The sequence below is a fragment of the Clostridium hominis genome, assembly GCF_014287825.1.
In the GTDB taxonomy this organism is placed as follows: domain Bacteria; phylum Bacillota; class Clostridia; order Clostridiales; family Clostridiaceae; genus Clostridium; species Clostridium hominis.
The window spans coordinates 107,478-127,627 of the sequence record NZ_JACOOO010000031.1 but is presented as its reverse complement, the minus strand read 5'-3'; the positions used below and the strand labels follow the sequence as shown (position 1 = coordinate 127,627).

17 protein-coding genes and 7 tRNA genes are annotated in these 20,150 nt (G+C 29.9%); all 24 read right to left on the bottom strand.

The genetic code is table 11. The features are described from left to right. Positions 1-195: 195 nt before the first annotated feature. Complete coding sequence (gene spoIIE / locus H8S20_RS13895) at positions 196-2,571, bottom strand: stage II sporulation protein E (protein ID WP_186860487.1); 2,376 nt, start codon at positions 2,569-2,571, stop codon at positions 196-198. A 354-nt stretch (positions 2,572-2,925) separates the two neighbouring features. Then, positions 2,926-3,012, bottom strand: a tRNA-Leu gene (locus tag H8S20_RS13890). A 5-nt stretch (positions 3,013-3,017) separates the two neighbouring features. Continuing rightward, positions 3,018-3,094, bottom strand: a tRNA-Met gene (locus H8S20_RS13885). A 6-nt stretch (positions 3,095-3,100) separates the two neighbouring features. Further along, positions 3,101-3,176, bottom strand: a tRNA-Met gene (locus tag H8S20_RS13880). A 23-nt stretch (positions 3,177-3,199) separates the two neighbouring features. Next, positions 3,200-3,286 (bottom strand) — tRNA-Leu (locus H8S20_RS13875). Between the two features lie 5 nt (positions 3,287-3,291). Beyond that, positions 3,292-3,368, bottom strand: a tRNA-Met gene (locus H8S20_RS13870). A 5-nt stretch (positions 3,369-3,373) separates the two neighbouring features. After that, positions 3,374-3,449, bottom strand: a tRNA-Met gene (locus H8S20_RS13865). A 27-nt stretch (positions 3,450-3,476) separates the two neighbouring features. Next, positions 3,477-3,563, bottom strand: a tRNA-Leu gene (locus tag H8S20_RS13860). A gap of 312 nt (positions 3,564-3,875) precedes the next feature. Next, complete coding sequence (locus tag H8S20_RS13855) at positions 3,876-4,277, bottom strand: S1 domain-containing RNA-binding protein (RefSeq protein WP_032116941.1); 402 nt, start codon at positions 4,275-4,277, stop codon at positions 3,876-3,878. Positions 4,278-4,357: 80 nt separating this feature from the next. Next, complete coding sequence (locus tag H8S20_RS13850) at positions 4,358-4,639, bottom strand: FtsB family cell division protein (RefSeq protein WP_032116940.1); 282 nt, start codon at positions 4,637-4,639, stop codon at positions 4,358-4,360. A gap of 96 nt (positions 4,640-4,735) precedes the next feature. After that, positions 4,736-5,128: a spore cortex biosynthesis protein YabQ gene (gene yabQ, locus H8S20_RS13845; RefSeq protein WP_186860486.1), complete on the bottom strand. Its 393-nt coding sequence runs from the start codon at positions 5,126-5,128 to the stop codon at positions 4,736-4,738. Positions 5,129-5,134: 6 nt separating this feature from the next. Beyond that, the gene (gene yabP, locus H8S20_RS13840) at positions 5,135-5,428 is read right to left on the bottom strand and encodes a sporulation protein YabP (RefSeq protein WP_032116938.1); all 294 of its coding nucleotides are present in this window, start codon (positions 5,426-5,428) and stop codon (positions 5,135-5,137) included. Positions 5,429-5,480: 52 nt separating this feature from the next. After that, positions 5,481-5,741, bottom strand: a complete 261-nt coding sequence (locus H8S20_RS13835; RefSeq protein WP_032116937.1) for an RNA-binding S4 domain-containing protein — start codon at positions 5,739-5,741, stop codon at positions 5,481-5,483. Positions 5,742-5,807: 66 nt separating this feature from the next. Next, positions 5,808-6,083, bottom strand: coding sequence for an HU family DNA-binding protein (locus H8S20_RS13830; RefSeq protein WP_032116936.1), 276 nt, complete (start codon positions 6,081-6,083; stop codon positions 5,808-5,810). 233 nt (positions 6,084-6,316) lie between these two features. Next, complete coding sequence (gene yabN / locus H8S20_RS13825) at positions 6,317-7,765, bottom strand: bifunctional methyltransferase/pyrophosphohydrolase YabN (protein ID WP_032116935.1); 1,449 nt, start codon at positions 7,763-7,765, stop codon at positions 6,317-6,319. A gap of 19 nt (positions 7,766-7,784) precedes the next feature. After that, on the bottom strand, positions 7,785-9,314 hold the full coding sequence (locus tag H8S20_RS13820; RefSeq protein WP_186860485.1) for a putative polysaccharide biosynthesis protein: 1,530 nt from the start codon (positions 9,312-9,314) through the stop codon (positions 7,785-7,787). A 126-nt stretch (positions 9,315-9,440) separates the two neighbouring features. Next, the gene (gene spoVT / locus H8S20_RS13815; RefSeq protein ID WP_032116933.1) at positions 9,441-9,989 is read right to left on the bottom strand and encodes a stage V sporulation protein T; all 549 of its coding nucleotides are present in this window, start codon (positions 9,987-9,989) and stop codon (positions 9,441-9,443) included. A 231-nt stretch (positions 9,990-10,220) separates the two neighbouring features. Beyond that, the gene (locus H8S20_RS13810) at positions 10,221-11,264 is read right to left on the bottom strand and encodes a peptidylprolyl isomerase (RefSeq protein ID WP_051986722.1); all 1,044 of its coding nucleotides are present in this window, start codon (positions 11,262-11,264) and stop codon (positions 10,221-10,223) included. Between the two features lie 94 nt (positions 11,265-11,358). Next, positions 11,359-14,874: a transcription-repair coupling factor gene (gene mfd / locus H8S20_RS13805; RefSeq protein WP_186860505.1), complete on the bottom strand. Its 3,516-nt coding sequence runs from the start codon at positions 14,872-14,874 to the stop codon at positions 11,359-11,361. Between the two features lie 15 nt (positions 14,875-14,889). Next, entirely contained in the window at positions 14,890-15,468 is a 579-nt protein-coding gene (gene pth, locus H8S20_RS13800; RefSeq protein ID WP_032116931.1) for an aminoacyl-tRNA hydrolase, read from the bottom strand. 270 nt (positions 15,469-15,738) lie between these two features. Continuing rightward, positions 15,739-16,857, bottom strand: a complete 1,119-nt coding sequence (locus tag H8S20_RS13795) for a S1C family serine protease (protein ID WP_186860484.1) — start codon at positions 16,855-16,857, stop codon at positions 15,739-15,741. 25 nt (positions 16,858-16,882) lie between these two features. Further along, the gene (locus H8S20_RS13790; protein WP_032116929.1) at positions 16,883-18,289 is read right to left on the bottom strand and encodes a sensor histidine kinase; all 1,407 of its coding nucleotides are present in this window, start codon (positions 18,287-18,289) and stop codon (positions 16,883-16,885) included. Between the two features lie 2 nt (positions 18,290-18,291). After that, positions 18,292-18,978, bottom strand: coding sequence for a response regulator transcription factor (locus H8S20_RS13785; RefSeq protein WP_186860483.1), 687 nt, complete (start codon positions 18,976-18,978; stop codon positions 18,292-18,294). A gap of 144 nt (positions 18,979-19,122) precedes the next feature. After that, the gene (locus H8S20_RS13780; RefSeq protein ID WP_032116927.1) at positions 19,123-20,082 is read right to left on the bottom strand and encodes a ribose-phosphate diphosphokinase; all 960 of its coding nucleotides are present in this window, start codon (positions 20,080-20,082) and stop codon (positions 19,123-19,125) included. Between the last annotated feature and the right edge of the window lie 68 nt (positions 20,083-20,150).

Sequence of the window (20,150 nt, the reverse complement as noted above, 5' to 3'; positions counted from 1 at the left end):
TGTTTTCTCCTACAATTATATTTTTAATATTATATATATAATACCTTTATGATATTTTAATGTAAATATTTATACTAATTAATAATTAGCAGAGAATAATTAAAAACTAATGAATAAAGTCAGCAATGCTGACTTTATTCATTAGGGGAACTTTTAAAGCAGTTCCAACTATAATTGTTAATGATACATTATTAATTAATAAATTGAGTATGCCTTTGAAACAACAACTGTCATATCATCAAATATCTTTCCATTGCACAATTCCTTAGCCTTCTCTAAGATATCTCTTGATAAATACTCTGGATTAGTTGTACTCTTCTCTAGGTAATCTTTAACCCATCTATAATTTCCAGCATTATTTTTATCAACATCTAATATTCCATCAGTTATTGTAACTATAATATCTCCATGTTTTATTTTCCTCTTTATCTTTTTAACTTCAATACTATCTAAAATTCCAAAAGGCAACTCAGAACTTTCAATTACTTCAACTTCATTTCCTCTCTTTATGAAACTTACCACTCCACCAACCTTAATAAAAGAAACATTTCCTGTATACAAATCAATAGTATTCATATCTAATGTTGTAAATTTTTCATCTTCATTAAATTTCATTCCCATTATAGAATTTATCGTATTTAGTGATGTAGCTTCATCAAAGCCTTGTTCTATAAACTTTTCTATAAGATTTACAGTTATATTACTTTCAGCACTTGCTTCTGGCCCTGATCCCATTCCATCACTAATAGTAGTTACATATAATCCATTTTTATTTTTACCAAAGCTAAAAGTATCACCTGAATATTTTTCTCCATCTTTAGGAGTAAATGCCGCATAAGATAATATATTATATTTTGGTGTTTCTTCTATTACAAATGTACATTCATTATTACTCGGATTTATTCTACATCCATCATCAGTTAATGATAATGGTAATTTTATTAGATCACTTATTACCGGCAATACATTTTTTATACAATAACTACATCCTTCACAATTTTCTCTTTTAACTTTTATTTTTAAATGTCCACACCTATCAGTGTAACTATATACTTCACTATATTTTATATTATTCTTTACAAAAGTTTTTCTTAATAATTTATCAACTTCACTGCAATTAGTAACATCTTTTTCAAAATCTCTTATAATATCATCCATTGCTATAGACATATTATTCATTTGATTTGCGATCAATCTTCTTCCTTCAACTAATCTACTCTTAACATTTTCATTTATAGTATAATTATTAAGTAAATTTTCAGTTCCTTTTAATAAAGTATTTAACTTAACACATTTTCTATCTAACTCTTTTGGAATTATAATTTTTCCACTCTCACAACTTCCTATCAATTCCCCAAAACAAGAAAAAGTAGTATGCAACTCTCTTCCCCAGCATTTATTATTTAATTCACAGTTAGAGCATACTCTATCAGCTAGGTTTTCTATAAGAGCTACACTTTTATTTTTAATAAGCAAGTTATTATTTTCAGATAAATTATTTAAAGAGGATGATATAGTATTTAATATATTTTTAAATCCATCTAATCTATCCATAAATTCATTCTTTATTCCTTGGATTTGTATTTCATTTATACTTTTACTTTTTTCCTCATTATTTATTTCTGCTAGTATATCTTTAATAAAATTATTAGGAATTAAAAGTAACCATATAGCAGATATAGAAACTTCTAAAATATTAGGTAATCCAATACTTTCTGAATACATCACTACTAAAAAATAAGATATTACATATGCCAATACTGAAAAAATCTTACCTGTATCCTTAAATATCCCTACAATTAATCCACATATACTGTAAATACCTATAGGCAAAAATAAATCCCTAGTTGTTATCCCTATTATAATCCCCATAGTTACTCCAATTATAGCGCCTACTGAAATACCCCCTGAATACGCAATTGTCGTTACCACCATTATCCCTAAAAGATTTCTTATATTTACTCCAAAAACCTCAACTCCACCTATTCCTGCTACTATTAAACATAATATTATAGCTATACTTATAAGTTCTTCTACAGAAAATATATAGTTTGTTCTTATTTCAGACAAACAGCTTATACCATAATTAATCATATAGAAGAATGGTATTATTGATATTGCCTCTATAAGCGAAAATCCAAAACTTATACTCAATCCTTGACTTCCAACAAATGTTCCAAGTGATACATAAATACCTATAGATAATAAAAACAATACCTTTTTACTTATCTTTTTATCTAACTTATTCATTACATATCCATATATTACAGTAGACAATGCTATTACAAAATAAACAAATGCATTATCGATAACTTTATAAGTAGTTAAATATCCTAAGCTCACAGAAATGAAAGCAGTTAAATACTCCTTTTCCCTTCTCTTAAGTATTGTTGAAAATAAATACGCTATTCCAAAAGGCGCTAAAGTTAGCCCTTCCACAAAACTAAGATTTACTCTGCCCAATGTAACTCCAATAATAAAAGCTACTATTATTGTAACTACATTACTCTCTAAATTTAGTTTTCTTTTATTTACTCTTTTATATGTAGGTACCTTAACCTCGTATTGCATAACCCTCACCCTTTTCCATAATTTGTATATTAAATTATATCATCTCATCGTTTACTATTATGTCATTTAATGTATCTACATATGTTTTTTCATAAGACAATAAAACATATTTTTCTATATTTATGTATCCTTTTACCTTCAAGGCTACATAAAACTTTTTCTCTTATCTACTTTTCAAGTCTATTTTTTGTCGCAAAAACTAATTTAAAATCATTTTTTAAAATTTAATTATTGTAATACTTTCTTAAATAAATTCATATAATATTTTTTGAATAAAAAAAAATCTCACAAAAGTGAGACCTTACTCAAAAACATTTTCAAAATAAAAAAGAGTTAAAACTTAGTTTTAACTCTTGGTGCTGAAGACCGGAATCGAACCGGTACGGTATCGCTACCGCAGGATTTTAAGTCCTGTGCGTCTGCCTGTTCCGCCACTTCAGCGTATCTGGTAGCGGAAATAGGACTTGAACCTACGACACCTCGGGTATGAACCGAGTGCTCTAGCCAGCTGAGCTATTCCGCCACATTTTGGTTGCGGGGGCAGGACTTGAACCTACGACCTTCGGGTTATGAGCCCGACGAGCTGCCAACTGCTCCACCCCGCGATATTATTAAACTAAATTCAACTTGGTGCTGAAGACCGGAATCGAACCGGTACGGTATCGCTACCGCAGGATTTTAAGTCCTGTGCGTCTGCCTGTTCCGCCACTTCAGCGTATTTGGTAGCGGAAATAGGACTTGAACCTACGACACCTCGGGTATGAACCGAGTGCTCTAGCCAGCTGAGCTATTCCGCCATCTTTGGTTGCGGGGGCAGGACTTGAACCTACGACCTTCGGGTTATGAGCCCGACGAGCTGCCAACTGCTCCACCCCGCGATATTAAAAGTTGAATTTAGTTTACTTTGGTGCTGAAGACCGGAATCGAACCGGTACGGTATCGCTACCGCAGGATTTTAAGTCCTGTGCGTCTGCCTGTTCCGCCACTTCAGCACGTTTTGTTGTCGCCGCCTGACGACAAAATTAATTATATAGCATGATTATTATACTGTCAACATATTTTTTGTTTTTTTTTATTTTTTATCTCTTTTATACAGAAATATCTCTAAATAGCATCTTATAAATCCAGTAATATAGCCACTTCTTAAATATATAATAGCCATATTTCTATTAATTTATTAACCTAATTATATACTTACAAGTTATATTTTTTTGAAATTTCCTCATAACATAACTATTATATAAAAAAATAAAGACTGTCTTTACACAATCTTTATTATTTATATATAATCTATAAACTTCTAATTAGAAGCTTTTTTTACTTCTGCCTTTGAATTCTTGATTCTTCTTATAATCTTGTTGTCTTTCTTCACTATCTTTTAAGAATCTAGACATTATATCTTCGAAATTAGCTGTATTAGCTTTCTTCTTTTCTGTGCCCCATTCAACTTCTACAGGCTTTACTGATTTCTTCTTAACATTAGCTTGTTTAATAGATAAGCTGATCTTTCCATTATCATCAATTGAGATAACTTTTACTTTTACTTTATCTTGCTCACTAAGATGTTCTCTTATGTCCTTTACAAAAGAATCTGCAACCTCTGAAATATGAACTAATCCAGTTTTTCCTTCTATTTCTACAAACGCTCCAAAATTTGTGATATTAACCACTGTACCTTCTAATATTTTTCCTGCCGCTAATGTCATGCTACAAAGAATCCTCCTTAAATTTTAAATAAATATATGTCATTATTAATAATAACCTTTTTAGTGCTATGTTAATCATATTATTCTTGTGGCTCTGAAGGAAGTATTATTTGTTCACCTTCCTTAATAAGTCCAAGTCTTTCTCTCGCTAGTTTTTCTAGGTAATCATAATTTGATTGTACCCTTTCTAACTCAGCTTGTAGCTTCCTATTTTCTTCTTTCTTTTCATTGAGTTGTTCACTTTTTTCTGCTATATCATTATTTATTCTTTTTATTGCCATAGTCTGCTTTACAACATTAAAACCAAACACTAAAAACAGAACAATAATTACTATACCTCTCAAGGTTATCTTTTTCCTCATAAATATAGAACCCTCTTTTTAATAATCTATATCTATATTTTAAACACTCTACATATTTTATTCAAGTCATTTTTACATAAGTTATAGCTTCTACCCTTAATTATTTTTTCCCATAATGTTATAAAATATAATTTTGAAAGGATATACTATATTCTTAAATAGTATTCTTGACACTTTTCCTAAAAAATTTAATATACTAATCTCAAATTTTAGACAAATTGGACTAACTAACTTTAAGTAAACAAATAATGTTGCGAGCATAAATAAGTATACATATGCTCCTAAAAATGCATAATTGGTGTATAGTAAGAAACAAAATACCACTAAGGCAGCTAAAATCCAAAATAACATATCTTCAATTACAATTATTATTTTAGGAACTTTACTGCCTCTTATAATTCTATATATATCAAACATAGCACCAGTTAATATCCCTGCTAATATTGAATATAAAATTATATTAAACTGTGCACTTGTTGACAGTGGCATAATCTATTACTTAAATAGCCTTCCGATTATACTTTCTTTTTCTTTTTTCATTTCTTTACCACTATACACCATAGACCATACATCTCCAACTATTGTCACATCACCATTTTGGACATCTAGTTTATTCATTTTTAACTCATTTCCTTTTATAGTTAGCGCTCCTAATTTCGTATTTAGTAATATCTTTTCTTCATCAAAACTTATTACTTCCACTACTCCTGAAAGTGTCAATCTCTTTCTATTTTCTAGAACTAGATTTCCTTTATTTTCTTCTATTTTGCTTACATCCTTTTTTTCCATACCTACTCCCCCATATACTTCTTGTTTAAAATATATGAGTAAGTAGTCTATTTTATTCTTTATCCTCTTCGCCTTCTAATATCTCATACATTGCTTTTGCATTTTCTTTTCTTACATGTTCAGCAATGTTTACTATTCTTGCTTTAAGGCTTCTAGTTGCAAAAGCTATTTCTATTATATCTCCCTCTTTTACAACTGTAGATGGCTTAGCAACTTTATCATTTATAGAAACTCTTCCACCTTCACAAGCTTCTTTAGCTACCGTTCTTCTCTTTATTATTCTAGAAACCTTTAAATATTTATCTAATCTCATAATTTAACTCTCCTTTTAAATATATATAGATATTATAAAAACCCGAGTAATCTCGGGTTTTTACTACTACTTGTTAACTTTTTCTTTAAATTCTTTTCCTGCTTTGAATACTGGAACTACAGATGCAGGGATGCTTATAACTTCTTTAGTTCTTGGATTTCTTCCTTCTCTAGCAGCTCTTTCTCTAGTTTCAAAAGTACCAAATCCAACTAATTGAACTTTTTCACCATTTTCTAAAGCTTCTTGAACTGATTCAACGAAAGCCTTTAAAGCTGTTTCAGCATCTTTCTTAGTTAATTGGCTTTTTTCTGCCATTTTAGTAATTAATTCTGCTTTATTCACGATTACATCCTCCTTAAATAAACAGTTGTAGTTTGGTAGTAAACTACCGTATTATGTACTATACTACATTTACCTATTATATCTCCACTTTCTTTGCTAGTCTATAGAAATATGGTTTTTTTACTATAAAAATATATTTATTACATCATTTTCATGTAATTTAGCACCTAATTTATTAATCTATAATATTTATTATGAAAACTTTAAATATTTATAAAACAATTCCTCTTTTGTTAATCAAAATTTTTAGCTTCTTCCCATAGTTTATTCATATCAGCAAGAGATACCTGATCTATGTTTTTACCTGAATCTAAAATGTTTTTCTCAATGAAAGAAAATCTCTTTGAAAATTTCTTAATGCTAGCATTTAGAGCCTCCTCTTCATCAACACTTAACATTCTAGAAACATTAACACAGGCAAATATCAAATCTCCGACCTCATTTATTATCTTTTCCCTATTATTGGATTTATATACATCTAAAACTTCTTTTAATTCTTCCTCTACCTTTGTTGCCGCCTCATTTACATCCTCAAAATCAAAGCCAACTTTAGCAACCTTTTTCTGAACCTTATGAGCCTTTGTTAACGCAGGTAAAGTTTTAGCTATACCATCTATTTCATCAGATATAGTGTTATATTCCTTTTCTTTTTTCTTTAGTTCTTCCCAATTTACTAAAACCTCTTCTGATGTTTCTACATTATCATCCTTAAAAACATGAGGATGTCTATAAATCATCTTCTTAGAAGCACTTTCTATTATATCATTAATATTAAAATATCCATCTTCTTTTCCTATTGTAGCATGGAAAACCACATGTAAAAGTACATCTCCTAGTTCTTCTATTAACGAATCTATATCATCTTCATCAATAGCTTCAACTACTTCATAGCACTCTTCTAAAAGATTATTTTTTATACTTTCATGAGTTTGCTCTCTATCCCAAGGACACCCATTTTCTCCTCTTAAAGTTTCTATAATATTTAAGAAATCATAGAAATCTTTTTTGTTATTTAAATCCTTAGGAATATATACAGATGTTAAATAATCTATATCTTCCTGCATGTCTAATTCATAAAGCGGAATTCTTCTTATAGATTCTTGACCTTCTATTCCCGCTGCTCTTACGTATATTATCTCAGTATCATCATTATAGTGTTCTAATAATTCTAATTTAACTTCAGAAGCTATTAGCCCATTATACACTTGAGTTATTATCGTTCCTATTCTTTTATCTAATATTTGATTCTTTATATCAAAAGCATCTATTACCTTCAATCCTTCTATAGGATCAATCTTTAGTCTATCCATCATAGCATCAATAAAGCTAACTGCTGGTAATATAGAATATTCAATATTATTCTTATCACATAACTCTATTATGTTTAAAACCGATCTCTCAGCTACTAATGGATGTCCAGGAACTGCATAAACTAATTCTTTTGTTTTCTTATATTCCTCTATGATATCTTTAGCTATGTTTTGATAAACCTCATCAAAGCTACTACCTTCTTCATAATAATTGTCGCAAGTTTTAAACGTCTTTAATCTATCTTTTAAATAATCTACTGTAGGATGTTTCTCTGTTCTAAAATATAAATTATTACTTTCTTCTAAAGTTTTTACTGCTCCAATAGTTAATGCTTCTGGTGCACCAGGCCCTAACCCTACTATTTTTATCATATAGTACTCTCCTTACAAATCATTTTCTAACTACCCTATTTTTAATTTCATTTATACTAAAAACTCTAAAAACTAAAATAGCTATTATATATATAATAATACCCACAAATATTGATAATAAGCAAGAAATACTATTATTATTTGTTCGTCCCATAGCAAAAATATACGTTAAAGTTACAACCATTCCCATTATTAATGATGCTAATAATGGCTTAATCATAGCATCATATACATCTAACTTTGTTTTTATTTTCCTCTTTAAAGCAATTATATTAAGTATTGTAACAGTTACATATGCAGCTATACTAGCTATAACTGCCCCAAATATATTTATCTGTGGAATTGGAACTAAAAACATAGTTAATATTACTTTTACTACACATCCTATAAAAAGGTTTATAACTGGTCTAATATAATGGTTTGTCCCTTGTAATATAGATGTCGTAGTTTGTGTCACGATTATAAATGGTATAGATAATGAAAGATATTTTAAAATCTCATACCCATCATAAGCTTTAAAAAATAGTAGTTTCATAACTGGTCCAGCTAAACAAAACAAGCCTACTGTACAAGGAAAAGCTATTACTACTGATAGTTTCATTGCCAAGTTGGTCTTATTTTGCAATTCTACTTTCTTTCTTAACACATAGTTCTCTGCTATTATTGGTATCAAAGATGTGCATATAGCCATAGATAATGTTAAAGGTATATTGACAAGTACTGCCGCTTTACCTGTCAACTGTCCATATAAAGCAGTTGCATCTACTACACCAGACTCTATAAGCTTTTGTGGTACCAATATAGCATCAATCAAATTCATTATTGTTCCTACTGTAGCACCTATTGATATAGGAATAGCCATTTTTAATATTTGGTTTAACACCTCAGTGTTTGTCCTTATTTTACGTATACCCATACTATTTCTTACTTTTCTATATTTAATATATAAGTATATAGATGCTATAGTTCCTCCTGCTGCTGCCCCAAAAGCTGCTCCTCCTGCTGAAAACTCTATCCCTTTTGGAAGTAATATAAATGCTAGTCCAACTCCTATAACTACTCTGCCTATTTGTTCTAATATTTGTGAAACCCCTGATGGAGTCATATTTTGCAGCCCTTGAAAAAAGCCTCTAAAAATAGTCATAATAGAGACTACTATAGGCGCAAATGAGATTCCTATTAAAGCATAATATGATTTTGCATCCCACTTCAAGAAAGATATTATAGGTTTTGCAAAGAAAAATAATATAAATGATGTTCCTATTCCTAGTAATAACATTAAATAAGTTGATTCTTTAACCACTTCGTAGGTACCCTCTATATCTCCTACTGCATTTTTTTCCGATATTATCTTAGACATAGCTACAGGCACTCCTGATGCCATAGCTACAAAAAACATATATAACGGATAAGATAATTGATAATATCCTATTCCCTCATCACCTATTAATATTATAAGTGGCCATCTAAAAAATAATCCTAAGAACTTTGCTATCATACCAGCAGCTCCTAGAATTATACTTCCTTTAATCAAAGATTGTTTTTTCATAAAATACCCCCAAACCTATAAAGTTATTTATCACTAATAATAATTATTATTTTAAGTTTAGAGGTATTATTACTAATTTATTTTTTAAGTTTAATTTTTTACAATTGCACTTTTTAAAAAACAAGTTTATTGTTCCATTTGTTTTCCTAAAAAAGCAGCAGCTGTTTCTGCAAGCTTTAGTTCAAGATCAGTGAATTTTTCACCATCTTCTTTTGATAGTATCATTACAGCTCCTATTGCATCTCCTTCAGCAATTATAGGTGCTATAACTTGATTTGAATATAACTTTTCATCCTCATCATTATGTAGAGGGATTGTCTTGTTTTGTTCTGTAATTATAACGGCTTTTCTATCATCCATAATATTTTCTAACTCAGAACTTATTTTTCTTTCTAGATAATCCTTTTTAGGAGCTCCACTTGCTGATATAAATGTATCTTTGTCCGCAATTAGCACAATATGTCCAATTGATCCTTGTAAACTTTCAGCATATTCCTTGGAAAAATCTGTTAACTCTCCTATTGGAGAATATTTTTTAAGAATTACTCCACCTTCTCTATCGGTAAATATCTCTAGCGGATCTCCCTCTCTTATTCTTAAAGTTCTTCTTATTTCTTTTGGTATAACCACTCTTCCCAAATCATCGATACGTCTAACAATTCCTGTTGCTTTCATTACTTTGAGTTACCTCCTTATATAATTATAAATATCTTACTGCAATATTATTATTTGAGTTATTAGAAATTTTATACACATATACCCAATATTTATCCTTATCTAATTAAAGAGGAATTAATTCAATTCTCTGGCAAGAAAACTAATGTTAACTTGTTTTAATATATTTTTATAATAAAAAAATTCAGAGAATAATTTTATTCTCTGAATTTTAATTATATTTTATTTAAATTAAAGTCTATTTTCGTAAGTTTTCACTTTATATTCTTTTTCTAATGAATCTAATTGAGTTTCATATATACTCTTCTTTTCTTCATTTTCTAAAGTTGTCTTTATTTGTGCTTTTAATTCATCATTAAATTCCTTAGGAGTAGTTTCAGTAACATTAGTAGCTTCTATTATATGATATCCAAAGCTTGATTTTACTGGTTCAGAAACTTCACCTTCTTTAAGTGGCTTTAAACCTTCTAAGAATAAAGGGTCGAAGTTTTGTTGATTATGAGAAACAGTTCCTAAATCTTCAGATATAGGTAGAGCCTTATCCTCTTCTGTTGCATCTGTAGCTGTAGATTTTGCTTTATTTCCTTCGTATTCTTTAAATAAAGCATCAAAAGTTGTTTCTCCACTCTTTATCTTGTCACTTGCAGCCTTTGCCTCTTCTTCTGTTTTGAATAATAGATGTCTTGAGTCTGCTTGCCCGTAGTTTACAAACTCATCTTTATGCTCTTCGTAGTATTTGTTTATTTGGTCGTCAGTTATGTTAATATCTTTAAACATTTCATCTTTAACTTTTTGAATTACTACTTGATCTTCTAAAAATGCTTTAAAAGTCTCATCAGTATATCCATAGTATTCTTTAGCTTGTGCAAATGCTTCCTCACCACCCCAAGCTTCTTGGATTTCAGCTGTTCTTTCAGCAACTTCCTTATCTAGCTCTTCTTGAGTTGGAACTAAGCCTTTCTTTTCAGCTTCTAAATAAAGTATTTTTTCTTCTACTAATGCATTTAAAACTTGTTGTCTTACTTCTTTTAATTTAGCTTTAAGCTCATCATCTATCTTTGATTCAAAATCATCACCATATGTCTCTTTTAAGTAATCAATGTCAGCTTTTAACTCCGCATCAACATCACCTAAAGTTATCTTTTCACTTCCAACCTTAGCTAAAACAGTGTTTTGTATAGCTTCTGGAGTCTTTTGTATTAACTTACATCCTGCCATAGAGAAAGCCATTGTTGCGACTACTGCAGCAAGTACTATTCTTTTTATACTTCTCAAATCATTTCCCTCACTTTACATATTATAGTTATTATTCATCTTTACTAGTATATCAATAATATTCTTTTTATTCAAACTTTACCATCTGATTTTTCTATGAATTTTGAATTATTTTTATAAGCATTTCTTTATAGAAATTCAATGCTTCTTCCTTCTTTATTGTGTTTAACTTAATTGCAAATGATGGAACTTCTCCAAAGTATAATACTACATTTTCCTTAAATTGCTTTAGTAAAACTTTATAAATATTGTTATAACCCCTAAAATCTGCCACAAACTTAAACCTAATCTCCTTAGGCATTTCTTTTATCTCCTCTATAGATAACGACTTAGCTAAGCTCTTGATATAAGCTATATCCATAAGATTATAAACAGCTTCTGGAATATTGGAATACCTATCTTCTAATTCTTCTTTAATATATTCATAATCCTCAATATTACTTATAGCTGCAATCTTTTTATATACTTCTATTTTTTGTATTTCATCTTCTATATATCTTGAAGGAACATAAGCATCTACCTTTATATCAACTGTAGTTTCTACTGGTTCCTTATCAATTTCACCTTTAATAAGCTTTACTGTATCTTCTAGCATTCTACAATATAAATCATATCCTATAGTTGCCATATGCCCATGTTGGGATGATCCCATCATGTTCCCAGCACCTCTTATCTCTAAGTCTCTCATTGCAATTTTAAATCCTGATCCAAGCTCTGTGAAATCTTTAAGTGCCTTTAATCTTTTTTCTGCAACTTCAGTTAATACCTTATCCTTAGTATAAATAAAGTATGCATATGCAATTCTATTAGATCTACCAACTCTTCCTCTTAATTGATAAAGTTGTGATAAGCCCATCTTATCTGAATCATGGACTATCATAGTATTAACATTTGGAATATCTATTCCCGTTTCTATGATTGTTGTACATACGAGTACATTGTACTCCTTATTCATAAAAGCAATCATTTCTTTTTCTAACTCTTTTTCAGTCATTTGCCCATGAATTATTCCTACTTTACATTCTGGAACTAAATCTTTAATATAGTTTGCCATATCTTGAATTGTGCCTACTCTGTTATAAACAAAATAAACTTGCCCATCTCTACCTATTTCTCTTAATATTGCATCTCTTATTAATTGATCATTTTGTTCCACTACATATGTCTGAATAGGATATCTTTCTTCTGGAGGAGTTTCGATAACGGAAATATCCCTTACACCTGTCAAAGACATATGTAAAGTTCTAGGGATTGGCGTTGCGCTTAATGTTAAAACATCAATATTTTTCTTTAAGCCTTTAATCTTCTCTTTTTGAGCAACTCCAAATCTTTGCTCCTCATCTATTATTAATAACCCTAAATCCTTAAAAACTATATCCTTAGATACTAATCTATGAGTTCCTATTAATATATCAACATTTCCCTCTTTCAATGCTTGCAATGTAGCTTTTTGCTGCTTCGCAGTTCTAAATCTACTTATCATATCAATCTTAACAGGAAAGTCAGAGAATCTCTTAATAAAATTCTTATAATGCTGTTCAGCTAATATCGTTGTAGGAACTAAGAACGCTACTTGTTTTCCATCCATAACAGCCTTGAAAGCTGCTCTTATAGCAACCTCTGTCTTTCCATAACCAACATCTCCACAAAGCAATCTATCCATAGGCTTATCTGATTCCATATCATGCTTTATTTCCTCTAAAGATGTTAATTGGTCTGGAGTTTCCTCATATGGGAACTCATCTTCAAATTGCCTTTGCCACTCAGTATCTTTGGCATATTTATACCCACTCAAAGTAGATCTAGCTGCATATAACTTCACTAAATCTTCTGCAATTTCATTTATAGATTTTCTTACTTTAGCTTTGGCTTTTTGCCATTCAGCTCCTCCAAGTTTATTTACCTTTGGAGTTTTCCCTTCACTTCCAATGTACTTTTGAACTAAATCCAATTGATCAACTGGAACATATAATTTATCACCTTTATCATAAACTATATCTAAGTAATCTCTAGTGCTCCCAGCTACTTCTATCTGCTTAATTCCCTTAAATACACCAATTCCATGATTAGCATGTACTACATAATCTCCAGGCTTTAACTCGGCAAAGCTTCGTATTTTTGAAACACCTTTTCTTTGTGCTACTTTTTTAGTAAGCTTTCTTTTTGCTTCTCCAAATACTTCTTTATCTGAAATTACACATAAATTTAAATCTGGATATTCAAATCCTTTTAGAAGATTACCAAAAGTAATTACAACTTCACCAGGTTTAATATCTTCTATTATATCTCTATAAACACTTTCAACTTCTCTATCTCTTAACGTTTCAACTAATCTTTCTCCTCTTACCCTTGTACCTGATAAGATAACAGTTCTATAACCCTTATTCTTTTTATCTTTAATATCATCTATTAATAAATCAAGTTGCCCATGGTAATGACTTAATGTTACCTGGCTAAACCCTATATCTTCATAAGTTGATATTAAATCAGTATTTTCTAAAAATGTATTTATCGTAATTACATTTTCTCTATTAAGCTTTATAGAAAAATCTTCTTTATCTAATAATAATTTATTTTGAGACGGTAATATATCTCCTCTTTGAAGGAATGCAGTATAATTTTCATTAAACTCATAGTATATACTATCTATTTTACCGTTACATCTTTTAATATCATCTACAACAAATAGGTAGTCTTCTAAATAATCAAAAAGACTTTCTGGCTTATCATAAAAATAAGGTAAATAACTATCTACTGTTTCAAAAGTATAACTTTCCTTTAAAGCTTCTAAGTTCTTTCTAACAATATTAGTTAACTTCTCAATTCTCTCGTTATCATTTTTACTAGCGTTATCTAATATATTGTTTAGCTCTTCTTTTATTTTTTCACTAGCTTTTTCTTGAACTTCAGAATTTATTATTATCTCTTTCGCAGGGAATATATCAAAACTCTTTATCTTTTCTATACTACGTTGAGATTCAGTATTAAATGTTCTTATAGAGTCTACCTCATCTCCGAAAAGCTCAATTCTATAAGGATATATAGACGTAGGAGGGAATACATCTAGTATCCCTCCTCTATAAGAGAATTCACCTTTTCCTTCTACAGATTCAACTCTTTCGTATCCACACTCTGTTAATTTTTTAGATAAACCCTTCAGATCTAATTCAGACCCTTGTGAAATATTCATACTATAATTAAAGTAGTACTCCCTTGGAGTATATAAAGATGTTAACGCATCAATAGAAGTTATAACTATCTTTTTATCTCTATTTTGTAAAATTTCCTTAATAACTTTTAACCTAGCCCACCTTAAATCTCCAGAAATAGCATCTATGTTGTAAAACACAACTTCTCTCACCGGGAAGTAATAAACTTCCGTTGAGTAAAGGCTTAAATCTTCATATAAATTCTTAGCTTCAATATCATTATGAGTAACTATAACTATAGAGTTTTCTCTATTTTCAAAAATACCATTTATTAAGTAACTTTTACCCGACTCTGATAATCCATAAGCACTTAACGGATATTGTCCCTTATTCATGCATCCTAATAAATGGTTAAATTCTTCATTATCTCGTAAGGGTTTCATTAGCCCCTCTAATCTCATCAAAATACACCTTCCTTAATCACTTATGGCACTTGCCTTAAACCCATTGAATTTATTCATGGCCTCTTTTGTATCTCTTGATAAAATAGTAGCAACTGCTTCTGATGTTGCCATTATAGACTCTCTTAAAACTTCTATTTCACTATTTGAAAACTTTCCTAATACATGAGAAACAAGGTCACCTTTTGGACCTCCTACTCCTATTTTAACTCTTGGAAATACATCACTTGATAAATTGGCTATTATGCTCTTTATACCATTGTGACCACCATGACTTCCTTTTTCTCTTATTCTTAATCTTCCAACTTCTAAACTTATATCGTCATATATAACAATTATATCTTCATTTGATATTTTATAAAAATTAACTACTTCTCTTATGCTCTCTCCACTTAAGTTCATATATGTTGTTGGTTTAAGTAAAATAACCTTTTTACCATTTATCATACCTTCGCCAAATATACCTTTAAATTTTATCCTATTTAATTCTATATTATACTTATCAGCTATATAATCTACAGCTTCAAAGCCTATATTATGTCTAGTTCCTGCATACTCTTTTCCTGGGTTTCCTAATCCTACTATTAAAAACATTTTATAATTTCCTCCTAAGCATATAGACCTATTCTATATTATACCATCTTATCACTATGTTTTATCACATATTTTATTTTCAATACAAAAAAGTGCGAAACAACTTTTTAGTGACAAATTATAAATGACAATTGACAAGTTTTATTTGAAATTGTTTCACAATTTCTTTAATTTTTCAAAATAAGACATAGCTTATTTTATTTCTTAACTTATCACTTGTCACCCTTAACTTGTAACTAAAGTGTTTTGCACTTCTTTCTTGCTTAAGTATTAATTTATTTTAACATCTACTTCTTCTATAATTCCTTCTCTTAAAACCTTACACTTTAAAGTTTCACCAGACTTTTTATTTCTAAGTATTAACGTTGCATCGTCTACAGTTATTATGGGAGTACCATCTAATTCTAATATTATATCTGTTGGTTTGATTCCAGCTTTATAAGCATTGCCCTTTTTATCTAAATCCTGCACATAAAATCCCTTATATTCAGTATTTTTATCTGCTATTATTCCACCTTCATTTACCCCTAATACACTTTTAAATGCATTAGTTGAATTTATTAATATTTTCAAATCTTTTATTTGAATACCATAATAGAATCCACTATCTTTATTGCTTTGAGATAGATTATAGCTTGCTAAACCTATAACCTCACCTTTCGAATTGCAAATAGGCCCTCCACCATTTTTTTTATTTATAGGAGCACTTATTTGTAATAGTTGATAAGGTCTTCCTTGTACATTAGTATCTTCCCCTATGGATGTTATTATTCCCGGGCTAACAGTATCTACACCATCTTTACCTTCTGTATTTCCTAACACTGCTATACCTTGCCCTATAAATAAATCATTGTCTTCAGCAAACTTCACTGGTGTTAATTCTTCATCCGTTTTTACTTTTATTATTGCTAAATCTATATCTTCACTTTTTACAACTAATTTTGCATTTACAGGTTCTGAACTATCATCTGATAGTTTTACAAAAATTTCTTTAAAGTCTTTTATAAGAGAATAACTTGTAATTATATTTCCTGATTCATCTAAAATTATTCCAGTCGTATTACTTGAACTTTCACCACTATATATTCCTGATGAGTTTCCTATAGTAACAATTGAAGGGTTTATAACATCTATAACCTTAGTGTAGTCAGTTATTATCATATCATCGCTAGCAAATTCCTCAATACTTTTTATAGCATTCCCATACTTAATATCTATCATTATTCTTGAAAAAAATGCTCCTGATACTGCTGCAATAATTAAATAAGTCAAAAGCTTCGCTCCAAATCTTATACTTGATTTGGTTCTTTTCTTTTTGAAGCTTATGTTATAACTTTTTTCCTCATCATTATTCTTTAAATTCTTTTCTGGAATATTCTTATGAACCATTGTCTCCCCTCCAAATGCACTTTATTTAGTCAGATCTTTTTAGAGAAAAGGTAAACTTAACACCTTTTCCATCTATGTTTTTTACCCAAACATCTTCATTATGTTGAGATAAAATCAATCTAACTATCGCTAACCCAAGTCCTGTACTAACCTTATTAGTCCTTGACTTATCGCTCTTGTAAAATCTATCCCAGATATTGTTTAAATCTTCTTTTGATATATTTTCCCCTGAATTAAATATACTTATATATATCTTGTCTCCCTTTGTATATGTAGTTACTTCAATCTGCCCATTATCATTGCTGTATTTTATAGCATTCTCAAGAAGGTTTGTTAGAACTTGAATTATTCTATCTCTATCTGCTATTACATAATTTCGTTTTTCTTCAAATATAGCCCTTACATCTAATCCTTTACTTTTAATCTTTCCTTCAAGATTTAATATGCAAAGACTTATAACTCCATTTATATCAAAATCAATCTTTTGCAGATTAAACTTTCCAGCCTCCATTGCAGATATATCTAACAAATCATTTACCAATCTAGCAAGTCTATTTATCTCTTCATATACTATTTTAAAGTAATACGCTTCCTTATCCTTAGGAATAACTCCATCTAAGATTCCTCCAACGAATCCCTTTATAGAAGTTATCGGAGACCTTAACTCATGAGACACATTTGATATAAATTCTTTTCTAGTATTATCAACCTTTTCTAACGATTCAGCCATAATATTAAAAGATTCTGCTAATTGACCAATTTCATCATTTGATCTTACTTCAACTCTTTCATTAACCTGTCCTTGTGTCAATCTTTTAGCTGCATTATTTATTTCACCTAAAGGCTTAACAACCAATCTCTTTGCAAAATAATTTATAATTAACCCTGAAATTATCATTGCACATACTATAGATAACCAAATTATCCACATTATGTGCTTGCTAGCATAATAGCTATCAGGAACCATAATTATATATCCATCTATCTCTCCATTTGAATACATAGGTTTAACATAAGTTAATAATTGACCATTTTTAAATAATGTAACTGCTTTTCCATGCCTTTTCTTCTGATCAATTTTTGTTTGAACGTTTTCGGGCATTTGAATCTTGGTATACTTCATATCATTATACTTAGAATTTGAAACTATATAAACATATCCTAACTTATCTACTATTATTGCATCAGTATTACTTGCTAGGCTTGCCATAGTTAATATTTTTTCAACCTGACCATAGTCATTTTCTTGTTTTAAATACCCTCTTACAGTTTCTTCTACTATAGATATTTGCTTATCTATAGTTTCTATTCTTTCTTCAGTATAGATCATACTAATCCATACAGTTAATATAAGGCCAACTAGAGTTAGTACTCCACCTGTTATTGAGGCAAAAGTTATTATTAGTTTTATTACTATACTCTTTTTCTTCAAACTTACTTCACCTCAAATTTATAGCCAACACCCCAAACAGTCTGTACTTCCCAGCCTTCTCCACCTTTTATCTTTTCTCTTAACCTTTTTATATGAACATCAACAGTTCTTGAATCTCCAGGATAATCATATCCCCATACTTCATACATTAATTGCTCTCTTGTAAATACCTTATTAGGGTTACTAGCCATAAAGTGAAGTAATTCTAACTCTTTAGGCGCCAATTTTACATTGTTTCCTTTATAAATAACTTCATAAGCTCCAATATCAATAGTCAATCCATTAAATTTTAATAAATCTTCATTTGTAGTTGGTGCTGTATATCTTCTTGAAACAGCTTTAACCCTGGCCATAAGTTCTTTTGGATCAAAAGGTTTTACTACATAATCATCTGCCCCAAGTTCTAAAGCTAACACTTTATCAAAGACTTCCCCTTTAGCTGTAAGCATTATTACTGGTATGTTTGAAGTCTTTCTTATATGTTTAAGAACTTCCATTCCATCTTTACCTGGTAGCATAATATCTAAAATTACTAAGCCTATATTTTGATCATTTACAATATTACAAGCATCTACTCCGTTGAAGCATTGCTTTGTCTCATACCCCGAGCTTTTTAAATACATATCAATTAACTCATTTATATGTGTATCATCATCTACAACTAAAACTTTTCCAAACTTATCATCCACTTGAAATTCCACCTTCCCTTATAAACATTTTATACTATAAATATTTAAACAATAATAGTTTTCTCATAAAGTTTACATTTGTTACACAATATTAATAAAAAAAGGAGTTATTTTTAATAACTCCTCTTTCTTTATCTTTAATTATTAGTTTTCGAATAATTTACTTATTGGTTCATCATCGTAAATTCTCTTTATTGCTTCGGCAAATAAAGGTGCTACAGATAGTGCCTTGAATTTGTCTAAATCATTTCTTTCTGGTAGCGGAATAGTATTTAACATAACTAATTCCTCGATAGCAGAGTTATTTATTCTTTCAAATGCAGGTCCTGATAATACTCCATGAGTACAACAAGCATAAACGTGAGTTGCACCTAAATCTTTTAATGCATTTGCTGCATTTGCTATAGTTCCAGCAGTATCAATCATATCGTCAATTAAGATACATCTCTTACCTTCAACTTCTCCGATTATGTTCATTATTTCTGAAACGTTAGCCTTTGGTCTTCTCTTGTCAATTATAGCTATAGGAGCATGTAATTTATCAGCAAACTTTCTTGCTCTTGTAACGCTTCCTAAGTCTGGAGATACAACAACTACGTCATCTTGATCTGCAAATCCTTTATTAACAAAGTGCTTAGCTAATATTGGTGACCCTAACATATGGTCAACTGGGATATTGAAGTATCCTTGTATTTGAGCTGCGTGTAAATCCATAGTTAATACTCTATCTGCTCCAGCTGCTGTTAATATATCAGCAACTAATTTTGCTGTTATTGGATCTCTTGATTTTGCTTTTCTGTCTTGTCTTGCGTATCCGTAATAAGGCATAACAGCTGTAATTCTTCCTGCTGATGCTCTCTTAAATGCATCTATCATTATTAAAAGTTCCATTAAGTTATTGTTAACAGGAGAGCTTGTAGATTGTACTATAAATACATCACATCCTCTTACTGTTTCACTTATATCTACAGATATTTCTCCATCACTAAAAGTAGAAACCTTAGCTTTTCCTAGTGGAAGACCTAATAAATCAGCAATTTCCTTCGCTAATTCTGGGTGAGAATTTCCTGTAAATATCTTTATACTCTTTCCATGCGTTATCATAAGTGTAAGAACCTCCTTAAAATTTGCTCTACATAGTTTAGTTATAAACAAAATAAATATATATTAAT